The organism is Rhizobium terrae (assembly GCF_003425685.1).
GTDB classification, from domain to species: Bacteria; Pseudomonadota; Alphaproteobacteria; order Rhizobiales; family Rhizobiaceae; genus Neorhizobium; species Neorhizobium terrae.
The window spans coordinates 75,143-95,138 of sequence record NZ_QJKM01000001.1 but is presented as its reverse complement, the minus strand read 5'-3'; the positions used below and the strand labels follow the sequence as shown (position 1 = coordinate 95,138).

17 protein-coding genes and 1 pseudogene are annotated in these 19,996 nt (G+C 59.6%); 9 read left to right on the top strand and 9 right to left on the bottom strand.

Annotated features, from left to right (window positions below):
* Positions 1 to 10 precede the first annotated feature (10 nt).
* Genes tagF through DMO26_RS00395 form a run of 3 tightly spaced genes read left to right on the top strand, consistent with a single transcriptional unit; the run spans position 11 to position 2,428 of the window.
* Positions 11 to 772, top strand: a complete 762-nt coding sequence (tagF, locus tag DMO26_RS00405) for a type VI secretion system-associated protein TagF (protein WP_162894644.1) — start codon at positions 11 to 13, stop codon at positions 770 to 772.
* A complete protein-coding gene (locus DMO26_RS00400) occupies positions 772 to 1,476 on the top strand; it encodes a PP2C family protein-serine/threonine phosphatase (protein WP_117190035.1) in 705 nt (234 codons plus the stop codon). Before tagF ends, DMO26_RS00400 begins: the two co-directional genes overlap by 1 nt.
* Entirely contained in the window at positions 1,469 to 2,428 is a 960-nt protein-coding gene (locus DMO26_RS00395) for a serine/threonine-protein kinase (protein WP_117190033.1), read from the top strand. Before DMO26_RS00400 ends, DMO26_RS00395 begins: the two co-directional genes overlap by 8 nt.
* A 90-nt stretch (positions 2,429 to 2,518) precedes the next feature.
* On the opposite strand, the gene DMO26_RS00390 is transcribed toward DMO26_RS00395, so the two are convergent.
* Complete coding sequence (locus DMO26_RS00390) at positions 2,519 to 2,794, bottom strand: amphi-Trp domain-containing protein (protein WP_117190032.1); 276 nt, start codon at positions 2,792 to 2,794, stop codon at positions 2,519 to 2,521.
* A 661-nt stretch (positions 2,795 to 3,455) separates the two neighbouring features.
* Between DMO26_RS00390 and pstS the strand changes: the two genes are divergently transcribed.
* The 4 genes from pstS to DMO26_RS00370 all read left to right on the top strand — a co-directional run bounded on the left by pstS (position 3,456) and on the right by DMO26_RS00370 (position 8,527).
* A complete protein-coding gene (pstS, locus tag DMO26_RS00385; RefSeq protein WP_117190031.1) occupies positions 3,456 to 4,544 on the top strand; it encodes a phosphate ABC transporter substrate-binding protein PstS in 1,089 nt (362 codons plus the stop codon).
* A gap of 39 nt (positions 4,545 to 4,583) precedes the next feature.
* Positions 4,584 to 6,314: a Na/Pi cotransporter family protein gene (locus DMO26_RS00380; protein ID WP_117190030.1), complete on the top strand. Its 1,731-nt coding sequence runs from the start codon at positions 4,584 to 4,586 to the stop codon at positions 6,312 to 6,314.
* Between the two features lie 107 nt (positions 6,315 to 6,421).
* Entirely contained in the window at positions 6,422 to 7,420 is a 999-nt protein-coding gene (locus DMO26_RS00375; RefSeq protein WP_117190029.1) for a DUF808 domain-containing protein, read from the top strand.
* Positions 7,421 to 7,561: 141 nt separating this feature from the next.
* Positions 7,562 to 8,527, top strand: coding sequence for a magnesium and cobalt transport protein CorA (locus tag DMO26_RS00370; protein ID WP_117190028.1), 966 nt, complete (start codon positions 7,562 to 7,564; stop codon positions 8,525 to 8,527).
* A gap of 305 nt (positions 8,528 to 8,832) precedes the next feature.
* Here the strand turns inward: DMO26_RS00370 and DMO26_RS00365 are convergent, their stop codons facing one another.
* From DMO26_RS00365 to DMO26_RS00330, 8 genes are all read right to left on the bottom strand, one after another.
* A complete protein-coding gene (locus DMO26_RS00365) occupies positions 8,833 to 10,563 on the bottom strand; it encodes an ABC transporter substrate-binding protein (protein ID WP_117190027.1) in 1,731 nt (576 codons plus the stop codon).
* A 74-nt stretch (positions 10,564 to 10,637) separates the two neighbouring features.
* Entirely contained in the window at positions 10,638 to 10,919 is a 282-nt protein-coding gene (locus tag DMO26_RS00360; protein WP_117190025.1) for a DUF2160 domain-containing protein, read from the bottom strand.
* Positions 10,920 to 10,935: 16 nt separating this feature from the next.
* A complete protein-coding gene (locus DMO26_RS00355) occupies positions 10,936 to 11,763 on the bottom strand; it encodes a carbohydrate ABC transporter permease (protein ID WP_117190024.1) in 828 nt (275 codons plus the stop codon).
* Positions 11,764 to 11,779: 16 nt separating this feature from the next.
* Positions 11,780 to 12,646 (bottom strand): carbohydrate ABC transporter permease, encoded by an 867-nt coding sequence (locus tag DMO26_RS00350; RefSeq protein ID WP_117190023.1) that lies wholly within the window; start codon positions 12,644 to 12,646, stop codon positions 11,780 to 11,782.
* Between the two features lie 2 nt (positions 12,647 to 12,648).
* The gene (locus DMO26_RS00345) at positions 12,649 to 13,719 is read right to left on the bottom strand and encodes an ABC transporter ATP-binding protein (protein WP_117190490.1); all 1,071 of its coding nucleotides are present in this window, start codon (positions 13,717 to 13,719) and stop codon (positions 12,649 to 12,651) included.
* A gap of 10 nt (positions 13,720 to 13,729) precedes the next feature.
* Positions 13,730 to 14,800 (bottom strand): ABC transporter ATP-binding protein, encoded by a 1,071-nt coding sequence (locus DMO26_RS00340; RefSeq protein ID WP_117190021.1) that lies wholly within the window; start codon positions 14,798 to 14,800, stop codon positions 13,730 to 13,732.
* A 40-nt stretch (positions 14,801 to 14,840) separates the two neighbouring features.
* On the bottom strand, positions 14,841 to 16,355 hold the full coding sequence (glpD, locus tag DMO26_RS00335; protein ID WP_117190020.1) for a glycerol-3-phosphate dehydrogenase: 1,515 nt from the start codon (positions 16,353 to 16,355) through the stop codon (positions 14,841 to 14,843).
* A gap of 101 nt (positions 16,356 to 16,456) precedes the next feature.
* On the bottom strand, positions 16,457 to 17,239 hold the full coding sequence (locus DMO26_RS00330) for a DeoR/GlpR family DNA-binding transcription regulator (RefSeq protein WP_117190019.1): 783 nt from the start codon (positions 17,237 to 17,239) through the stop codon (positions 16,457 to 16,459).
* Between the two features lie 426 nt (positions 17,240 to 17,665).
* Here DMO26_RS00330 and DMO26_RS34240 point away from each other — a divergent pair, with 426 nt between their 5' ends.
* The gene (locus tag DMO26_RS34240; protein WP_226951167.1) at positions 17,666 to 17,974 is read left to right on the top strand and encodes a helix-turn-helix domain-containing protein; all 309 of its coding nucleotides are present in this window, start codon (positions 17,666 to 17,668) and stop codon (positions 17,972 to 17,974) included.
* 525 nt (positions 17,975 to 18,499) lie between these two features.
* Positions 18,500 to 19,449 (top strand): annotated as a pseudogene (locus DMO26_RS00320) (cytochrome-c peroxidase).
* Positions 19,450 to 19,996: the final 547 nt, after the last annotated feature.

The window sequence follows — 19,996 nt, the reverse complement described above, 5'->3', positions numbered from 1 at the left end:
GATTGGCCACTTGGAATTGCTCGGCTATTTCGGCAAAGTTCCCTCCGCCCGGGATTTCGTCTTCCACGGCCTGCCGGCCCGTGTCACCGAAGCATGGGCCGGGATCGTGGCGGGCTGGATGGTGTCCATTCGCAACGAAGGCGACGACGCATTTCAGCGCGGCGTGCTTTCCTCACCCGTCTGGCGGTTCCTAGCACCGGCCGGTTTCGGTGGAGCGGCTGGCGTCAATGGTGCGGCGGGGCTGCTGGCGGGGTCGATCGACGGAGCCGGCCGCGTCTTTCCCTTTTCCGTGCTTATGGTTTCCCGCCATCCTTCCGGCGTCATCAGGCCGGACGCACGGCTGGACAAGGCGCTCGACCGGATTGAAGCCGCCATGTTGGCTTTCATGGAAGATCAGATTGCCAAGGAAGACTTCATTGCGGCGCTGAAAGCTGTCACGGGCGACCTTTCGCTGGTGGCGCGCGAGACGACCGCCAGTGGTTCGATGCTGTCCGAGACAGAGGCGGCCGCCTGTTTCACGGGCGTCGATCCCGCGTGGTCGGGTGAGCGGGCTGTCCAGGTTATCAGCCTTCCCTTCGATCCAGCAGCACCGGCGCTTCAGAAAGCCGTATCCTCCGAGAGCTACTGGTGGCACGATGGTCATGCTTCACGGCCGCCGCAATTTTACGTTGTTCGCGGTCTGCCTGCGGATGCGACCGTGCGCCCTCTTTTTCTTGCCGACTGGCCGGTGGGCTGGCAGATGCGGACGCATGATGGTGAGGTGCCTGCCTGATGGGAAGTCTGATGTCCGGTCCTCGTTCTCCTACGCGGCGCGTCGTAGAAGCTGAAGCGGCAACCCGTCGTGGATATTCCCATGCTCATAACGAGGATGCCTATATGGTGGACCTCGATGGGCGGCTCTTTGCGATCGCCGATGGCATGGGCGGCCATCGCGACGGCCACGTCGCCAGCCGGACCGTGATCGCTTCGCTTCAACAGCGCGGCGCCACCACCAGCCCCTTGGAAGCAAGGATCGGCGACGCGACATATGCGCTGGAAGAAGCGAATGCCGCCCTGTTCAGCCAGACGCTTGCCAATCCGGCGGCCGGCATTTCCGGTTCGACGGCCGTGGTACTGCTTGTTGGAGAAGACTATGCATGCTGCCTCTGGGTCGGCGATTCCAGGCTCTATCTCATGCGCAATGAGCAGCTTTACCTGATCTCGGAGGATCATGCGACGCCGGACGGCACGCTGACCCGGGCGATCGGCTCCGCAGACAAGGTCGAAGTCGAACGGCGGATCGTCGAACTCGCCGATGGCGATCTCTTTGTTTTGTGCAGCGACGGGTTGCTCAAGGGTATGGATGAGCACGAATTGATCGGCATTCTGTGCGAAGAAAAAGAAAACTCCGCGGATCGGCTGCTCGCCAAGGCAATTGCAGGCGGATCTGTCGACGATATCACGCTGGTGCTGGTCTGGGCCCTTGCCGATGAATGAAGAAGACACGTCGCGGTCGACGGCGCTGGTTCCGATCGAGGACCAGCCCCGGGTCGATCCGGTGCGTCTCCTGCGGGGACGGTTTCAATTGACTGCGGAAATCGGCCGCGGCGGTCTGTCGCGTGTCTTCAAAGCCCGCGACATGGTGGCGGTGCAGGCCGGCCTCGCCGATCCCTATGTCGCCCTGAAACTGATTGCAGCCGGCAAGGATACAAATCCCGATATGATTGCGCTGATGCATCGGGAGGCCCGGCGGTTGCGCGATCTCGTCCATCCGAACATCGTTCGTGTCTATGATATGGATGCAGAGCGGCGCCTTCACTTCATGATCATGGAATACCTTCAGGGGCAGTCCCTGTCGCATATGCTCCGCAACGCTCAGGGGCACCAGCTGGCGGTGTCGACGGTCGACCGGCTGATCGCGAAAATCGGGGCGGCGCTGGAGTTCGCCCACAGCAAGGGCATCATTCATGCCGACCTCAAGCCAGGCAATGTGTTTCTGGAAACGTCAGGCGGAATCAAGCTGATCGATTTCAATATTGCCTATCCGGTCGCGCGACCGATGAAGACCCGCGAGGAGGATACGGTCGCCATCCTCGGGCGGCTCGGCGCCCTGACACCGGCCTACGCGTCGCCGCAGCGGCTGACCGGCGCCGAGCCCAGTACGGGCGACGACGTTTTTTCCCTTGGCGTCATCACTTATCTCGCCTTGACCGGCAACCGGCCTTACGGCCCGGGCGGTGCGGAGGTTGCTGCGAAAGCGGAGCAGACTCCTGTCCGTCCCGAGGGTCTTTCAGGCCAGCGATGGCGGGCGCTTTCTCGCGCGATCTCGCTCGACGACGGGACCCGTACCTCTTCCGCCGCCCAATTTGTACGAGATTTTGCTGGTGGACCGTTTCGCATGTTCTCCGGTTGGCGCCCGAACATCGTTCGGATCCGATCCGCCGGATGATCTATTTCTGTTGCCTGAAGATAAAAGTTCCTCCCGCTTCGCATGGAGGAACTTTCTTCACTACCATATGATCGTTGGAGAGAAGCAGGCTTACGCGTCGGCTTCTTCGGTCTCGGTATCGGCCTCGTCTTCGTCTTCTTCTTCAGTCTCGCCGACTTCCCAGCTCAGTTGAAATTCAAGTTCCGCACGTCCTTCGTCGATTTCGAAGGCAACCGAAGCAACTGCCTCTTCCGGCACGACGACCTCTTCTTCGTCGATGCTCATCGTGAACCGTCCGTTTGCTTCCAGAGTATCCGCCAGCCGGCGGAGTTCGGCGACAAACTCGACCATAGAGTATTCCTTCTCAACTTCACGTTCGCCTTCCATGTCTCGCTCCTGTGATTGGAAATGGGCAATCAAATCAAAGCACAGTATTGTAAACCCGGCATGACGGTATAATAGAGCGCGCGAGAATTTATATCATAATAAATCAATATTACGTATTTCAGATACGCGAATTCATCTTAGACATATATCAACATAGAGCGCAGAAATATTTTTTATGCACAGAAGATAATTAAATTTGATCGTCCGATGCATGTTATGCCCAGTCATTCCGACTGATCCGGCGGCTTTTCAAGCTAATAGCGATGCTTCAGCCGTTTTACGCGCGTGACAACTGCGGCGTGCCCTGCAGGGCTGAAAGACTACTTTGATCAGACATCCGGCATCTCCGTAAGCTCTAAAAAACAATTGCTGAAAAAGGAATTCGCATCGACGGCGTGAGTAGGGCCAGTCGCCGTCATTTGACATGCAATTTGGAACACACCGGCATTTCACCAAGATGACAGCTCTGATTTGCATTGTTTTCATCACTTACCAAAAATTGTCATTTGGCCGTCAAGCAAGGCCGTTACTGAAAAACTCTTGAAATAAGCCGACTGCTAGTTGAACTCGCCAGTTTCTGGTGCGTACTGCGCTAGGTCTTGCTGTGCGCCTTCACAAGTCGGCTGTCGTTTCACGCGATACTGGTTTTGAGGGGCGGTTCATGTTGCGACTTTTCAAATTCTGCACATTCACGGAGTGGCGCAAAGCCGGTCGCCTGGCTGGCGTCATGGCGCTTGTCTCGCTGACGTCAGCCTCCGTCGTTCAGGCGGAGCCGATCCGCGGTGCCGGATCGACCTTCGCCGCCCCGATCATCAATCAATGGTCCCGCGACTATGAAGCCGTGCGCACGGACGGCGGCGACTTCACCTCGCCCGACTGGCGGGTCGATTATGAGCCGGTCGGCTCGCTGGCGGGTATCATGCGTCTCGATCAACCCGAGATGGACTTTGCGGCGACCGATGCGCCGCTGCCGCCGGAAGATCTCGGCAAGCGCCGCCTGGCGCAGTTCCCGATCGTCATGGGCGGCATCGTCGTCGTCGCCAACCTCGGTAATGTCGGATCCAGCCAGCTTCGCCTGTCGGGTCCCGTTCTCGCCGATATCTATCTCGGCAAGATCACGAAATGGTCCGATCCCGCTCTCAAGACACTGAACCCGGATCTGGCGCTGCCGGATGCGGCGATCGAGGTGCTGTTTCGTCAGGATGGCTCTGGTTCGACATTCACCTTCACCAGTTTCCTGTCGAAGGTAAGCCCCGAGTGGAAAGAGAGGGTCGGCGCCAATACGCTCGTCAACTGGCCGCAGGGCCGCGGCGAACGGGGCACCGGCGGACTTGCCGCGGTAGCGGCGGCGACCAGAAACAGCATCGCCTATCTCGAATACGGCCAGGTCGTCCGGCTTGGCCTTCCCTATGCATCGCTCCAAAACCAGTCAGGTGCCTTCGTCAAGCCGGAACCCAAGTCCTTCCAGGCCGGGCTTTCCGCCGTCGCCTGGGACGCCGCACGCGGCTTCAGCGCCGACACCACCAATCTCCCCGGCGCTGACGCCTACCCGATGGCGGCCGTCACTTATGCGGTCTTGTCGCTCAACCGCGGCGAAGAACGCATCAAGCGGGTGATCGACCTGTTCAGGCTGGCTTTCGCCCAGGGCGCCGACAAGGCGACGGCACTCGGATACATCCCTGTTTCCCGGGAACTCGCCAATCGGATCGAAGCCTACTGGTCAAACAGCCTGCGCTCGTTCAGCAACTGATCCTTAGACGCCTCTGCTCAAATAGAAACAGGTGTTTCCATGCAAATTGACATCTTCAAGGACATATTGGTGCCGGTGATCGGCGGGTTGGGCATCTTCATGCTTGGCCTGGAATTCATGGCAAACGGCATCCAGGCGCTCTCCGTCAACAGGATGCGTGAGTTCCTGGCCAAAACGGCCGGTACTCCGATCAAGGGCGTGCTCGCGGGAACGTTCATCACCGGCGTCATCCAATCCTCAACGGCGATGACCGTCATGGTCGTTGGCCTCGTCAATGCCGGCGTCGTGGGCCTGCGTCCCGCCATCAGCGTCATTATGGGCGCCAATATCGGCACGACGCTCGGCAACGGCCTGATCGCCCTGCCGCTCGGCCCGCTCGGCCTGATCCTCGGCGGTATCTTCGCCCTCATCTACTGCTTTGCGAAGAGCGAAAAGGTTCGCAATATCGCGCTGGCTTGCATGGGCTTCGCGCTGATCTTCTACGGCCTCAACCTGATGACCGGCGGTCTGCGCCCGCTGCGCAACCTGCCGGAAGTCATGGACCTCCTGCGCTCGCTGCAGGCCGACTCCTATTTCAACCTCATCAAATGCGTGCTGATCGCAGCCGCCGTCACTGCGATGATCCACTCGTCCTCCGCGACGATCGGTATCGTCATGGGCCTCGGCGCCGCCGGCATTCTCGACTGGACGACCGCCGTGGCCTTCTCGCTCGGCGCCGATCTCGGCACGACCATCACCTCCTGGATGGCATCGCTCAATCTTTCGAAGAACGCCAAGCGCGCCGCATACGCACATATCTCCTTCAACATCATCGGCGTCTGCATCACGGTCCCGCTCTTCTTCGTCTCGATTGGAGTGCTTGAATGGGCGATGCAGTGGTTTGGCGGCGATCCGGCCATCCCGGTCGTCGTCGACGGCAAGGAAACCTTCCCGCTGGTGCCGGTCGCGGTCGGCCTCTATTCGACCGTCTTCAACATCTTCAATACCCTGCTGCTCTTCCCCTTCACCGGCGTGTTCGAACGCGTGCTGTCGCGCGTCGGCCGCACCGACGAGGAGGATATCGAGGACTATTCGACGCCGAAATTCCTCGACCGCAAGCTCGCCAACGATGTCGCCAAGGCCGTGCCTGCCATCCAGCAGGAAACCGCCCGTCATCTGCAGGCTGGTGCAGTATTCCTCGACATCGCTCGCGGCGACAAAAAGGCTCCGTCGGACCCGGGCGAGCACTACCTGGCGACCGATATCCTCAGCCGCGACATCCGTCGCTACACGGCCGACCTGATGAAGGAAGACCTGCCCTATGAGCAGCTCGATCTCATCGCCAGCCTGATCGAAGAAGCCGATTTCACCGCAGCACTGACGGAATCGATGCATCAGGTCGCCCGCCGCGTGAAGCGCGAGAGCTTCGGCAGCCAGGCTCAGCCGATCGTCAACACCGCGCTCGACAGGCTCGATGCGGCGCTGCGCATGATCATGCCCGATTACGGCGTTGCCGACCCGAAAATGCCCGCCGGCCATGTCAGCTATCCGGAAATTGAGGAACTGCGCGCAAAAACCCTGTCGCTCGGCCCAAATGCCGGTGCCGGTGAGCGCGGGACGATCCTGGCTCTCCTCGGCTCGATCGAACGTGCGGAGATCCTGATCCGCCGCATCGATGAAGAGCGCAAGTCCGTCAACCGTCAGAGCGTTCTCGCACGCGCAGCCGCTCGCAGCGAAAGCCGTGAGCGTCCGATCGCCGAAAGCGGCCTGAGCCCGGTTCCGGCCGAGTAGGCCAAAACCTGCCATGGGGCGCCGCAATATCTGTTGTGGCGCCTCTTCCCGGTCGCCTTCCGGCTGGGTATCCTCATCACTCGTAATAGTGAAACGAGAGGTTCCCCGTGAGTGTCGGCCTGATTGCCCTCCTGGACGATGTCGCAGCGCTTGCGAAAGCTGCGGCCGCCTCCCTCGATGATGTGGCGGCCCAGGCTGGCAAGGCCGGCGCGAAGGCCGCGGGCGTCGTGATCGACGATGCGGCCGTCACGCCGCGCTACGTCACCGGCTTTTCGCCCGCGCGCGAACTGCCGATCATCGCCAGGATCGCGCTTGGTTCGCTCCGGAACAAACTTCTGCTCCTCCTGCCGGCAGCGCTCGCCTTGAGCCTCGTCGTGCCGCAGGCTATCACGCCGCTGCTGATGCTCGGTGGACTCTACCTCTGCTACGAAGGCGCCGAGAAGGTCTACGAACTCGTCGTGCCGCATGCGGCGCATGCCCACGAGGCCGAACTCAACACGACCGATGCCGATCCGAAGGCCTTCGAGGACCAGAAAGTAGCCGGCGCCATCAGGACCGATTTCATCCTGTCCGCCGAAATTATGGCGATCACCCTCGGCTCGATCCCCGAGGCCGGCCTGGCGATGCAGGCGCTGGTACTCGCCGTGGTCGGGATCGCGATCACCGCCGGCGTCTATGGTGTCGTCGCGCTGATCGTCAAGGCAGACGATCTCGGCCTCTGGCTCGCCGGCCGTTCTTCCGCTTCGCAGGCAGGGGTGTTTCTGCGCCTGCTCGGACGCGGTCTGGTGCAGGGCATGCCCTATCTTCTCAAGGCGCTCGGCGCGGTCGGCACGGCGGCGATGATCTGGGTCGGCGGCGGCATCATCGTGCATGGCGCCGAGGAGTTCGGCTTCGCCTGGCCAAGCCATCTTCTCCACGAAGCCGGCGAAAGTGCCGCACATGCCGTACCTGCCTTCGGCGAGCTGGCTTCCTGGCTGGTTCAGGCCGCAGGCTCCGGTCTCGTCGGCATCCTCATCGGATTGGCGGCAATCCCCGCCGTCAGCCATGCCGTAGCCCCCACATGGCGGTGGTGCATCACGCGCCTGCGTGGGACAAAGACCGCATAGCGAGCAGTCGCCGTAGCGGTAACAACCACAATCACCCGGTTTCGCTTGAGGCACGAAGCCTCCTCTCGGCTTTCACAACCATGTCAAAGCCGCGGACTATCCGATATGCCAGTGCTGCACCGATCCCAGCAAGGAGTCGCCATGACGGTCGTCGCATCTTATCTTTACCGCGATGGAAGACGGAAGGAGGAAATCCCCTTCCACTCCGCCGCCATACCGGCTGAGGAAACCGACTTCATCTGGATCGGCCTGCATGAACCGACATCGGACGAACTTGCCTTCCTGAAGGAAACCTTCGGCCTGCACGAACTCTCCGTCGCCGATGCGCTGAATCCGCTGCAGACCCCGAAAGTCAGTTCCTACGAAGATCAGATCTTCGTTCTCGCACAGACGGCCAAGCTCGATGGGGATCGCATCACCTACGGCCGCACGGCGATCTTCGTGGGTGATCGGTATATCATCACCGTCCGGCACGGGTCCGACCGCGGCCATGGCGAGCTGCGCGACCGGCTGGAGACCGCGCCGCATACGCTGCGCCACGGCACCGATTATATTCTGCACGCCATTCTGGATTTCATCGTCGACGGCTATCTGCCGATCGTCCGCACGATCGAGGATTCAGTGCTGGACATGGAACGGAAGATGCTCGACAGCTTCCTCGACCGCGCCCAGATCAAGCGCATTTTTCGGTTGCGCCGCGAGGTCATCCTCTTCCAACGTGTACTGGATGCCATGCTCGATCTCTGCGGCAAGCTCGTGCATCTCGACCTGCCCTGCCTTGATGTCGAAGCCAAGCCCTATTTCCGCGATGCCCTGCAGCATATGCACCGTGTCGAACAAATGGTCGGGGGCCTGCGGGACGTCATCACGTCGGTATTCGAGGCCAGCAACCTGCTCGAACAGCAGCGGCAGGGAACGATCACCCGTCAGCTCGCCTCCTGGGCGGCAATTCTCGCTGTACCGACCGCTATTGCCGGCATCTACGGAATGAATTTCGAGAACATGCCGGAGCTCCGAATGACCTACGGCTATTTTGTGATCCTTGGCGTCATCGCCATTTCATGTGCCATTCTCTACATTGGCTTCAAGCGAGCCAAGTGGCTATGAAGCTTAACACCGTTTGCTCCGCAGAAGCGTTTTGAGCATATGTCACAACTGGTTGTGTCGATCCGAGCTCTTGACGGGAACGGGCTGTTGGCCCTCGGCGATTGGGACACCGCAAACCGATGTAAACTTCCGAGGACTTAAAAATGGGCATTTTTTCTTCCAGCCGATTAATGAAGTCGACAGCATTGGAGAACCGACCGCCTCCCAATGCGAAGCGAGCGCTGTAAAAGTTTGCCGCTTGTAAGATCAGACGCCGCTCGCTCGCCTGAAGGCTGCCGGGCGCACGAGGCGCCCGGCGAACCGGTTTACTTCTTGGCGTCAGCCCAGCTCTTCACGAGCTCGTCATAGTTAACGGTGATAGGTTTTTCCTTCTCGTTTGCAACCTTGAGCTGAGGAGCAAGATTGCCTTTCGCAACGGCATCCTTGTTCCAGTATGCGAGGTCATGCTCCTCGGCGAGCTTCGGCCCCATGTCGCCCTGAACCTTGGCACGCTCCAGGCGCTGCAGAACCTTCTCCTGCTCGGCGCAAAGCGAGTCCATGGCCGCCTGGGCGGTCTTGGCGCCCGAGGACGCATCGCCGATGGCCTGCCACCAAAGCTGTGCGAGCTTCGGATAGTCAGGCACGTTGGTGCCGGTCGGCGACCACTGAACACGGGCCGGCGAGCGGTAGAACTCGATCAGGCCACCAAGCTTCGGCGCGCGATCCGTGAAGCTCTTGTGCCGGATGGTGCTTTCGCGGATCAAGGTCAGGCCGACATGGCTCTTCTTGACGTCCACCGTCTTCGAGGTGACGAACTGGGCATAGAGCCAGGCCGCCTTGGCGCGGTTGGTGGGCGTCGATTTCATCAGCGTCCAGGAACCGACGTCCTGATAACCGAGCTTCATGCCGTCCTTCCAGTAGACGCCGTGCGGAGACGGGGCGAAACGCCATTTCGGCGTGCCGTCCTGGTTCATGACCGGCAGGCCGGGCTTCACCATGTCGGCGGTGAAGGCCGTGTACATGAACATCTGCTGGGCGATTTCGCCCTGCGCCGGTACGGGGCCGGATTCCGAGAAGGTCATGCCCTGGGCCGCGGCCGGCGCATAGGCCTTCATCCAGTCGAGATATTTCTGGATCGAATAGACGGCGGCCGGGCCGTTCGTGTCCCCACCGCGCGCCACGCAGGAGCCGACCGGTTGGGATTTCTCGTTGACCTTGATGCCCCACTCATCGACCGGCAGTCCGTTCGGCAGGCCCTTGTCGCCGTTGCCGGCCATGGACAGCCACGCATCGGTGAAGCGCCAGCCGAGCGAAGGGTCCTTCTTGCCGTAGTCCATGTGGCCGTAGACTTTCTTGCCACCGACTTCGCGGCCGGTGAAGAATTCCGCGATATCCTCATAGGCCGACCAGTTGACCGGAACGCCGAGGTCGTAGCCGTATTTCGCCTTGAAATCCGCCTTGTTCTTTGCGTCGTTGAACCAGTCGTAACGGAACCAGTAGAGGTTGGCGAACTGCTGGTCCGGCAGCTGGTAGAGCTTCTTGTCCGGTGCTGTCGTGAACTTGAGGCCGATGAAGTCCTGGAGGTCGAGGCCGGGATTGGTGACATCCTTGCCTTCGCCGGCCATCCAGTCGGTGAGCGAGCGGGCTTGCTGGTAACGCCAATGCGTGCCGATCAAGTCGGAGTCGTTGACATAGCCGTCATAGATGTTTTCGCCCGATTGCATCTGGGTCTGTAGTTTTTCGACGACGTCGCCTTCGCCGATCAGGTCATGGGTGACCTTGATGCCGGTGATCGCAGTGAAGGCCGGCGCCAATACTTTGGATTCGTATTCATGCGTGGTGATCGTCTCGGAAACGACCTTGATATCCAGGCCTGCAAGCGGTTTTGCCGCATCGATGAACCATTGCATCTCCTTTTCCTGGTCGGCGCGGGAAAGCGTCGAGAGCTCCCCCACTTCCTTGTCCAGGAACTGCTTTGCCTCGTCCATACCGGCATAGGCGGAGCCGGTCAGAGCCAGCAGAACCGCTGCCGTCGTCGTCATAAGATGCCGTCGCATTTTATCCTCCCAGAGTTTGCGATTGCGATATTCGACTTGAGTGCCGGTCCTCCCGCCACCCTTTCAGCTTGCCTTTAGACGAAGCGGAAGACGCCGACGGCGTAGACCACTGCGATGGCAAGAGCCCACCACAGGTTGGGACCGACAAGCCCCAGCCATGCAAGATGAATGAATGCGGCGCCGAGCAGCGAGATGAAGAGCCGGTCTCCCCGTGTCGTCTCGAAACGCAGGATGCCGATCCGCGGCGAACCGCCTGGCGCGAAATATTCCCAGATGCTCATGCCGATGAGCAGGGCGAGGATCGTCAGAAAGAACATCGCCGTCGGCAGTGTCCAAGCCATCCACGAAAAGCTCATGCGTGGTTCCTCCCCATCAAACGCGACCGAGGGCAAAGCCCTTGGCGATGTAGTTTCGAACGAAATAGATGACGAGCGCGCCGGGGACGATGGTCAGTACGCCCGCCGCGGCGAGCACGCCCCAATCCATGCCCGAAGCAGAAACGGTGCGGGTCATGATGGCCGAGATGGGCTTGGCCGCGGTGGTCGTCAGCGTGCGCGCCAAGAGCAGTTCCACCCAGGAGAACATGAAGCAGAAGAAGGCGGCCACCCCGATGCCAGATGCGACAAGCGGCATGAAGATCTTCACGAAGAACCGCGGGAACGAGTAGCCGTCGATATAGGCGGTCTCGTCGATTTCCTTCGGCACGCCCGACATGAAGCCTTCCAGGATCCAGACTGCAAGCGGCACATTGAACAGGCAATGGGCAAGCGCGACCGCGATATGCGTGTCGATGAGGCCGAAAGCGGAGTAGAGCTGGAAGAACGGCAGCGCAAAGACCGCCGGCGGCGCCATCCGGTTGGTCAGCAGCCAGAAGAACAGGTGCTTGTCGCCCAGGAACCGATAGCGCGAAAAGGCATAAGCGGCAGGCAACGCCGCCAGCACCGAAATCACGGTATTCAGCACCACATAGATGATGGAATTGATGTAGCCGTTGTACCAGGAAGGGTCGGTGAAGATCACCATGTAGTTCCTGAGCGTGGGGCTTTGCGGCCAGAGCGAAAACGCGCCGGTGATTTCGGCATTCTCCTTGAAGCTCATATTGACGAGCCAATAGATCGGCAGCAGCAGAAAGACGATGTAGATCGTCGAGACCAGCCAAGAGAGGTTGCCCGCGGGCTTGTACTTGATCGTCGTCGCCATGGTGTTCCCCTTTCCCTCACGCGTCTGCATCATGGCTGGTCATCACGGTGTAGAATATCCATGACAGCAGCAGGATGATCAGGAAGTAGACGATCGACATGGCGGCGGCGGGCCCGAGGTCGAACTGGCCGACGGCCGTCTTGACAAGATCGATCGACAGGAAGGTCGTGGAGTTTCCCGGCCCCCCGCCGGTGACCACGAAAGGCTCGGTATAGATCATGAAACTGTCCATGAAGCGCAAGAGGACGGCGATCAGCAGCACCCGCTTCATCTTCGGCAGCTGGATGTAGCGGAAGACCGACCACCGCGAGGCGCCATCGATCTTGGCCGCCTGATAATAGGCATCCGGAATGGAGACGAGACCGGCGTAGCACAAGAGCACGACGAGGCTCGTCCAGTGCCAGACATCCATGACGACGACTGTGATCCAGGCATCCAGCGGATCGCGGACATAGTTGTAGTCGATGCCGAGCGCCGCCAGCGTGTGGCCGAGGAGGCCGATATCGACCCGTCCGAAGACCTGCCAGATGGTGCCGACGACATTCCACGGGATGAGAAGCGGAAGCGCCATTAGAACAAGGCAGATCGGCACGCCGAGACCCTTCTTCGGCATGTTCAGCGCTATGAAGATGCCGAGCGGAATTTCCAGTGCGAGGATGATGAAGGAGAAAACCAGATTGCGCTGCAGCGCCTCCCAGAAGCGGGCCGAATGCAGGATTTCGTCGAACCAGTCGGTGCCGGCCCAGAAGAACTCGTTGTTGCCGAACGTGTCCTGCACCGAATAATTGACCACTGTCATCAGCGGAATGACCGCCGAGAAGGCGACGAGCAGGAGAACGGGCAGCACCAGAAACCAGGCCTTGTTGTTCCAGGTCTTTTCCATGCTCAGGCCTCCCTGCCGACGCGCCACGAATTGGCGTAGATGTTGAGGGCAAGCGGATCGAAGCGGACGCGCGGCTCTGCCGGTAGCTCCGTATCCTCGGATGCGACGATCGCGATGGGCTGACCTGCGAGGCTTGCCCGGACGATCTTGCGCCGGCCGATATCTTCGACCCGCGCGATCGTCACGGGCATGCCTTCCCGACCGATGCGAATGAATTCCGGGCGGATGCCGAGTTCGACCTTGTCGCCTGCGGCGACATTCGGCGCATAATCGAGTGCAATCGTCTCGTTCCCAAGCCTGATCGCGCTGCCATCGATCTGAGCGGGCATGACGTTCATGCCGGGCGAACCGATGAAATAACCGACGAATGTATGGCTCGGCCTCTCGAACAGTTCGGCCGGGGTGCCGATCTGAACGATCTGCCCCTCGTACATGACGACGACCTTGTCGGCGAAGGTGAGCGCCTCCGTCTGGTCGTGGGTGACATAGACCATGGTGAAACCGAACTGCTTGTGGAGGCGCTTCAACTGCGAGCGCAGCACCCATTTCATATGCGGGTCGATGACGGTCAGCGGTTCGTCGAAGAGAATTGCATTGACATCGTTGCGGACGAGACCGCGCCCAAGCGAGATCTTCTGCTTCTGATCGGCGGTAAGCCGCCGCGCCCTGCGCTTCGACCAGTCGGAGAGATCGATGATCTCCAGCATTTCGCGCACGCGACGATCGACATCCGCTTCCGCAATGCCCCTGTTACGCAGAGGAAACGCCAGATTGTCGTAGACGGTCATCGTGTCGTAGATGACTGGAAACTGAAAGACCTGGGCAATGTTGCGTTCCTGCGTGGAAAGATTGGTGACGTCGTTTCCATCGAAGAGAATGCGTCCATGGGATGGCAGCAGCAGGCCGGATATGATGTTCAGAAGGGTAGTCTTTCCGCATCCGGAAGGCCCAAGGAGGGCATAGGCGCCGCCATCGGCCCATTCGTGGTCGACTTCACGCAGCGCGTAGGCCGCGTCGGATGTCGGGTTCGGACCGTAGGCGTGGCGGATGTGATCGAGCGTGATGCGTGCCATGTCCGCCTCCTCAAGCCGCCGCCGCGATGGCGCGGCCATCTGTTCCAAAAGCCATCAGATGGCGGGTATCCAGGAAGATCTCGATTTCCGTATCCGGATCGATGTCGTGGATGCCGGGAGCCAGCATGACCCAGCGCACGCCATTGTAGTTCATGTGCACGAAGCTTTCGGATCCTGTGATTTCCGAGATCTGCGTCTGGGCCTTGAGCCTCGCTGAGTTGGCCGTCTGCGCCGCAAGCCCCAGATGATGGGGATGAAATGCGATCGTCACCGGGCCGTCCGGCACGTCGGACAGATGCGTTGGTACGGCCAGACTGTCCGTTCCCTGGTACTGGAACGAAACGCCGGTTTTAACGACGTCGATGAAGTTGAGCGGCGGATCGGCAAAGGTCTTCGCGGTAACGAGATCAGCCGGGCGGCGGTAGACATCGATCGTCGGGCCGAACTGAGTGACCCGGCCCTCCGACAGCGTCGCCGTATTGCCTCCGAGCAGCAAAGCTTCGGAAGGCTCGGTGGTTGCATAAACGAAGATGGCACCGGATTGTGCAAATATCCTCGGCAGTTCCTCGCGCAGTTCCTCGCGAAGCTTGTAGTCGAGGTTGGCGAGCGGCTCGTCCATGAGCACCAGGCCTGCATTCTTGACGAGAGCGCGGGCGAGAGCGGTGCGTTGCTGCTGTCCGCCGGAAAGGTTGAGCGGCGTGCGGTCGAGATAGGGCACCAACCGCAAGAGTTCGGCCGCCTTGCGGACCTCCCGGTCGATCGTCGCAGCATCCTTGCCGGCAATCCGCATCGGCGAGGCGATATTTTCGTAGACGGTCAAGGTCGGATAATTGATGAACTGCTGGTAGACCATGGCCACGTTGCGTTTCTGCACGGCAACGCCGGTCACATCCGTGCCGTCGAAAACCACCGATCCGCTGGTCGGCCGATCAAGCCCGGCCATCAGCCGCATGAGCGACGTCTTGCCCGATAGCGTCGGGCCGAGCAACACGTTCAGCGAGCCGCGATCGAATGCAAGTCTGGTCGGATGAATATGATATTCACCCCCCACCATCTTGGCGACGTTGCGCATTTCCAGCATTCCGGTCCCCGTGCCTCCTCACACTGGGAACACATGCCACTTATCCGGCCATTCTTGCCGGCATCGCGACCATGTACTCCTCCAAAGATTTCTTCTCTTCCTCACTCAGACGCAGGCCTTCTTTGGTCCTGCGCCAAAGCACGTCCTCAGCGCTCCTAGCCCACTCGCGGGCTATCAGATATCTGACTTCCGCCTCGTAGAGGCTGCCGCCGAAGTGTCGCCCAAGATCCTCCATCTTGGTTGCACTGTCGAGGACCATAGTCGCATAGGTTCCATACCGCCGCACCAGACGCCGCGCATGCGCTTCCTCCAGAAACGGATAGCGGGTCGTGAGGGCCACGACCTCCGCCTCATAACCCTGAACCGCGAAATCGCCACCGGGCAGATGGCTTTTCGCCGTCCACGACCGGCCCTTTGCTCCGATCGCCTCGCCGATCTTCTCCAGCGCATGTTCCGAAAGACGGCGATAGGTCGTCAGCTTGCCGCCGAAGACGTTGAGCAACGGAGCATCCTGCGTACCGACGAGCTTCAGCACATAATCGCGCGTGGCCTCCTGGGCTTTGGAAGCGCCGTCATCGTAAAGCGGGCGAACCGCCGAATAGGTCCAGACGATGTCCTCCGGCCTCACCGGTTCTCTGAAGTATTCGCTTGCCGCATCGCAGAGATAAATCGTCTCCTCCTCGGAAATGCGGACTTCTTTCGGATCGTCCTTGTAGTCGCGGTCGGTCGTGCCGATGAGGGTAAAATCCGTCTCATACGGGATCGCGAAGATGATGCGGTTGTCGCGGTTCTGAAAGAAATAGGCCCGGGATCCCTCGAACTTCTTTTTCACGACGATATGACTGCCCTGGACAAGGCGGACATGGTGGGCATCGTCGTTGCCAAGCGCCTCGCGGATGACCCGATCCACCCATGGGCCCGCGGCATTGACCAGCATGCGGGCCCGATAGGTCTCGGTCCGGTCCGTGCCCGATTGGACGGTGTCGATCGTCCATAGGCCGTTTTCCCGGCGGGCGGAAACCACCCGGGTGCGCGGCAGGATCAATGCCCCGCGATCGGCAGCATCCCGCGCGTTCAGCACGACCATTCGGGCGTCGTCGACCCAGCCGTCGGAATATTCGAACGCCTTGGTGAAAAGCGGCTTCAAGGGTTTTCCGGCCGCATCGGTGCGCATGTCGAGGACGGCAGTCGGCGGCAGAAGCTTTCGGCCGCCGAGGTGATCATAGAGAAAAAGGCCGAGGCGTATGAGCCAGGCGGGACGAATTCCGCCCTTGTGATAAGGCAGGACGAAACGGAGCGGCCAGATGATATGGGGCGCCATGGCCCAAAGGGTCTCGCGCTCCATCAGCGATTCCCGCACCAACCTGAATTCGTAATGTTCGAGGTAGCGTAAGCCGCCATGAATGAGTTTTGTCGCGCCCGAAGATGTGCCGGAGGCCAAATCGTTCATCTCGGCCAGTGCGACGGAATACCCGCGTCCAGCCGCATCGCGTGCAATGCCGCAACCATTGATGCCGCCGCCGATGACAAAGATGTCGTGAATTTCGCGGGCCATCATCCCCTCGCCGAGCCGGCACGAACAGTAGGCCACCCGGTATTGTGAACCTGAATTTGATTAAATCGAAAATTTTTCGAATGTCAAACGAAACCCTACGACTATCCGCCTTGGGGATCGCCTTTCGCAGTTTCCACCAGTGCAACGTCGTTCTGCAGGCAGATTTCCCGAATGGACGGAAAACCGCAGCGGTCGGTGATGAAGGTCTGGACCTGGGAAATCTGGCCGATGCGCACGGGGGCGGTACGCTCGAACTTGGTCGAGTCGGCGACAAGGATGACGTGCCGGGCGTTCGCGATGATTGCCTGGGCAACCTTCACCTCGCGGAAATCATAGTCGAGAAGGGCGCCGTCCGGATCGATTGCCGAAGCCCCGATGATCGCATAATCGACCTTGAACTGACGGATGAAATCGACCGCGGCCTCTCCGACAATCCCTCCATCCGATTGACGAACAAGCCCGCCGGCGATGATCACCTCGATTCCGTCGAGCAGGCGCAACCTATTGGCAACATTTATATTATTGGTAATCACCATAAGCTCTCGATGGTTGACGAGCGCTTCGCCGACGGCCTCGGTCGTCGTGCCGATATTGATGAAGAGAGAAGCCTTGTCCGGAATGAGGCCGGCCGCAGCGATACCGATCGCCTGCTTTTCCGCCGCGGCGATCTGCCGGCGAGCATCATAGCGGACATTCTCGTTGCTGCGTACCAGGGTGGCGCCGCCATGAATCCTGGTCAGAAGCTGAGCATCGCACAGGTCGTTCAGGTCCTTGCGGATTGTCTGAGGGGTTACCGAAAACTGCGCTGCCAGATCATCGACGAGGACACGACCTGCTGAGTTCGCAAGCTCCACGATCTTCGTCTGGCGATCCGTCAGAAACATTGCACCCTCCATTCGATTTTCTTTCACTTTTAGTGGAAGCACGCGCAAAGGCAAAGGTTCTGGCTTCGATTTTTGGCTGTTGTAGGTATCCCCTTTCTCTGCGGCGCCAAGAAAGACGAAATCTCGGCAAATCGCTTCTCCGCTTCGCCGACGACCTCCACGGCACGATACGCGACGAGCGCTGCGGTTCCACATCCGGACAAGCAGCTTGAATAGCCGGTCATTGCCTCCTCGCCACGAGACGACAAGACAAACGGGCCGGATCCGTCAAGGATCGCCCTGAACACGTCACCTGAGTATGAACCCGAACCTTCGATTCTTTTCTCATCGAAATATTGTTTTGATACATGGATAGGCACATCCTAAGCATCATGTAGAAGCCCACGTAGTAGAAGCGATGGTTGCGTCGTGATTACTGCTGCTCAGATGCGGGCTGCCAGGGCCCTTCTCGGAATCGACCAGCGCGAACTGGCCGAGCTGGCGGGCGTTTCGGTGCCGACGATCCCGCGCATGGCGGCGAGTGCCGACGTCGTGCGAGGGAATGTCGATTCCTTGATGCGATTGCTGGCCGCGCTCGACAGCGCCGGAATCGAATTGATCAATCTGGGAGCCGTCAGCGAAGGTGGAGGACGAGGCGTAAGGCTGAGGATGGGAGCCGGATCTTCCGACGCCAAGACCGACGGGCCATCCGGACCCACGCAAGGAGGGAGGATTACCAGGGCCTGCGCTTTGTGAGAAACCGGAATGGCTCGCTGTCTTCAGGCGACACGGGTGGACGGCAGACAGACGGAAGGGACCGGTTGCGATCCCGCCTTCGTGGCTCTCAGCCATCTCAGGCGACTGTAGCTGGAGCCGCCCCACGATCACCTCGCCGCCGGGCCGGCGGCCGCATCACGGACCGGATGACGCAATCGGTGATAAGAAAAAGGGAATTCCAGCGTGAACGCGACCCGCCTCGGTCCCAAGGCCGACGGGACGCCGTGCAAGGGTAATGGAAATATGTCGAATTTCCTTCGTTCGTTATACTCTCTTCCCCGAGGCCTTGCCGGAACCAAACGCTTTTCTCATTTGTCAATTTTCAATACAAGGTTGAATTAGGAATCCTTTATACAAAAATTTTACCCTTTCTGGTTACCTTTATTCCGGACGACAACCAGATGGCTCCAGCCCAAGCCAATCCGGTCTTCGAGCGCTCAAATTCAGCTTCCGGATAATCCAATCATGCGCCGTTCGGTTCTCTGCATAACCCTCTTCTCAGTCATGTCATTCCAAGGTGCTGCTGCTGGTAATCTCGCCGATTTTAAGCGACCTCTGGCAATTCCGTTTGACAAGGTGATGCCATATTCGTTGCAGTTGGCCACCCTGGGAAAGATGTTGTTTTTCGATCCGCGCCTGTCGGGCGCGAAGAACATGAACTGCGCCAGTTGTCACAATCCGTCATTTGGGTTCGAAGTACCGGTCAAGACGCCAGTCGGCGCAGCCAACACACATCTGACCCGCCAGTCGCCGACAATTCTGAACGTAGCGTGGGCCACGTCTTTGTTCTGGGATGGCCGTGCGCCGACGTTGGAGGCTCAAGCTGCGGGACCGATCACGGCAGCAGCGGAGATGAATGGCAAGCTTGATCAGATTGTCGCCGATTTGAGAGCAATTCCAGACTACAATAACTGGTTCAAACAAATATTCCCGGACAAAGGCGCCACCAGGAGACGCTGTTGACGGCGATCGCAACGTATGAACGCACCGTTGTTTCCGCCTGGTCGCCGTTTGATCGCTGGGTGGACGGCGATGAAACCGCCGTCTCAGATAGTGCCAAGCGTGGTTTTGAACTGTTCACCGGCAAAGCAAATTGCTCCGCTTGTCACACGGGTTGGAATTTTACCGACAACAAGTTTCACGACACCGGGCTGCCCACAATCGACCTAGGGCGCGCCATACTGGAACCGAACAATCCCAAAGCCCTATATGCTTTCAAGACGCCCAGTCTGCGCAATACCCTCTATCGAGGCCCCTACATGCACGACGGCAGTCTGGCGACCATGGAGGACGTGATTGCTCTCTATGAGAGCGGCGGTGTCAACCGCCCGTCGCGCTCGGATAATATTTCTCCGTTTTTCTTCACTGATCGCGAGCGTGACGACCTGATCGCTTTCCTGAAGACCTTGACTCCCGAACAGCAGGATTTGCCCCTGCCGACATTACCAAACTGAGTGGCACACCATGGCACTGTCAGTCCGACTCCAAATCCTTCTTCCTCTCATTCTCTCCATTCTCGCGGGCCTGGGTGCCGCCAGTCTCGTTGGATCACAGGCGATCGAGGGCCAGGCGCATGTCGAGCGGGTCGTACAGGACGCCATCGCCGCCAAGACGCTGGCTGCGAAGACCGGAGCGCAATTCGAGAATGTGTCAGCCGTCGTCGCAAATCTCCTGGCGATGACGACATTTGTTTCGGTCGATGAGGTCAATAAACGGTTTGACAGGGCAAATGGAGCTCTTGAGACTACGCTTGCCGAGTTTGGCCGCAACCCGCTGTCGCCTGCCGTATCGGTAGATGTCAAGAATCTCAGCGATCTGCATGCTGTATGGCGCAGCAACGTGCGGATCATGCTTGGGATCGATCCGGCAAACGCAATTCCGACCGCGGAACAGCTGATGCGCTCGCGCGCGGCCATCCTGGCGAAGATTCTCGACATCGATACGCTCGTGGACAAGACAGCGTCTGATAGAGTCGTTGCAGCGGGGAATACACTTGAGACC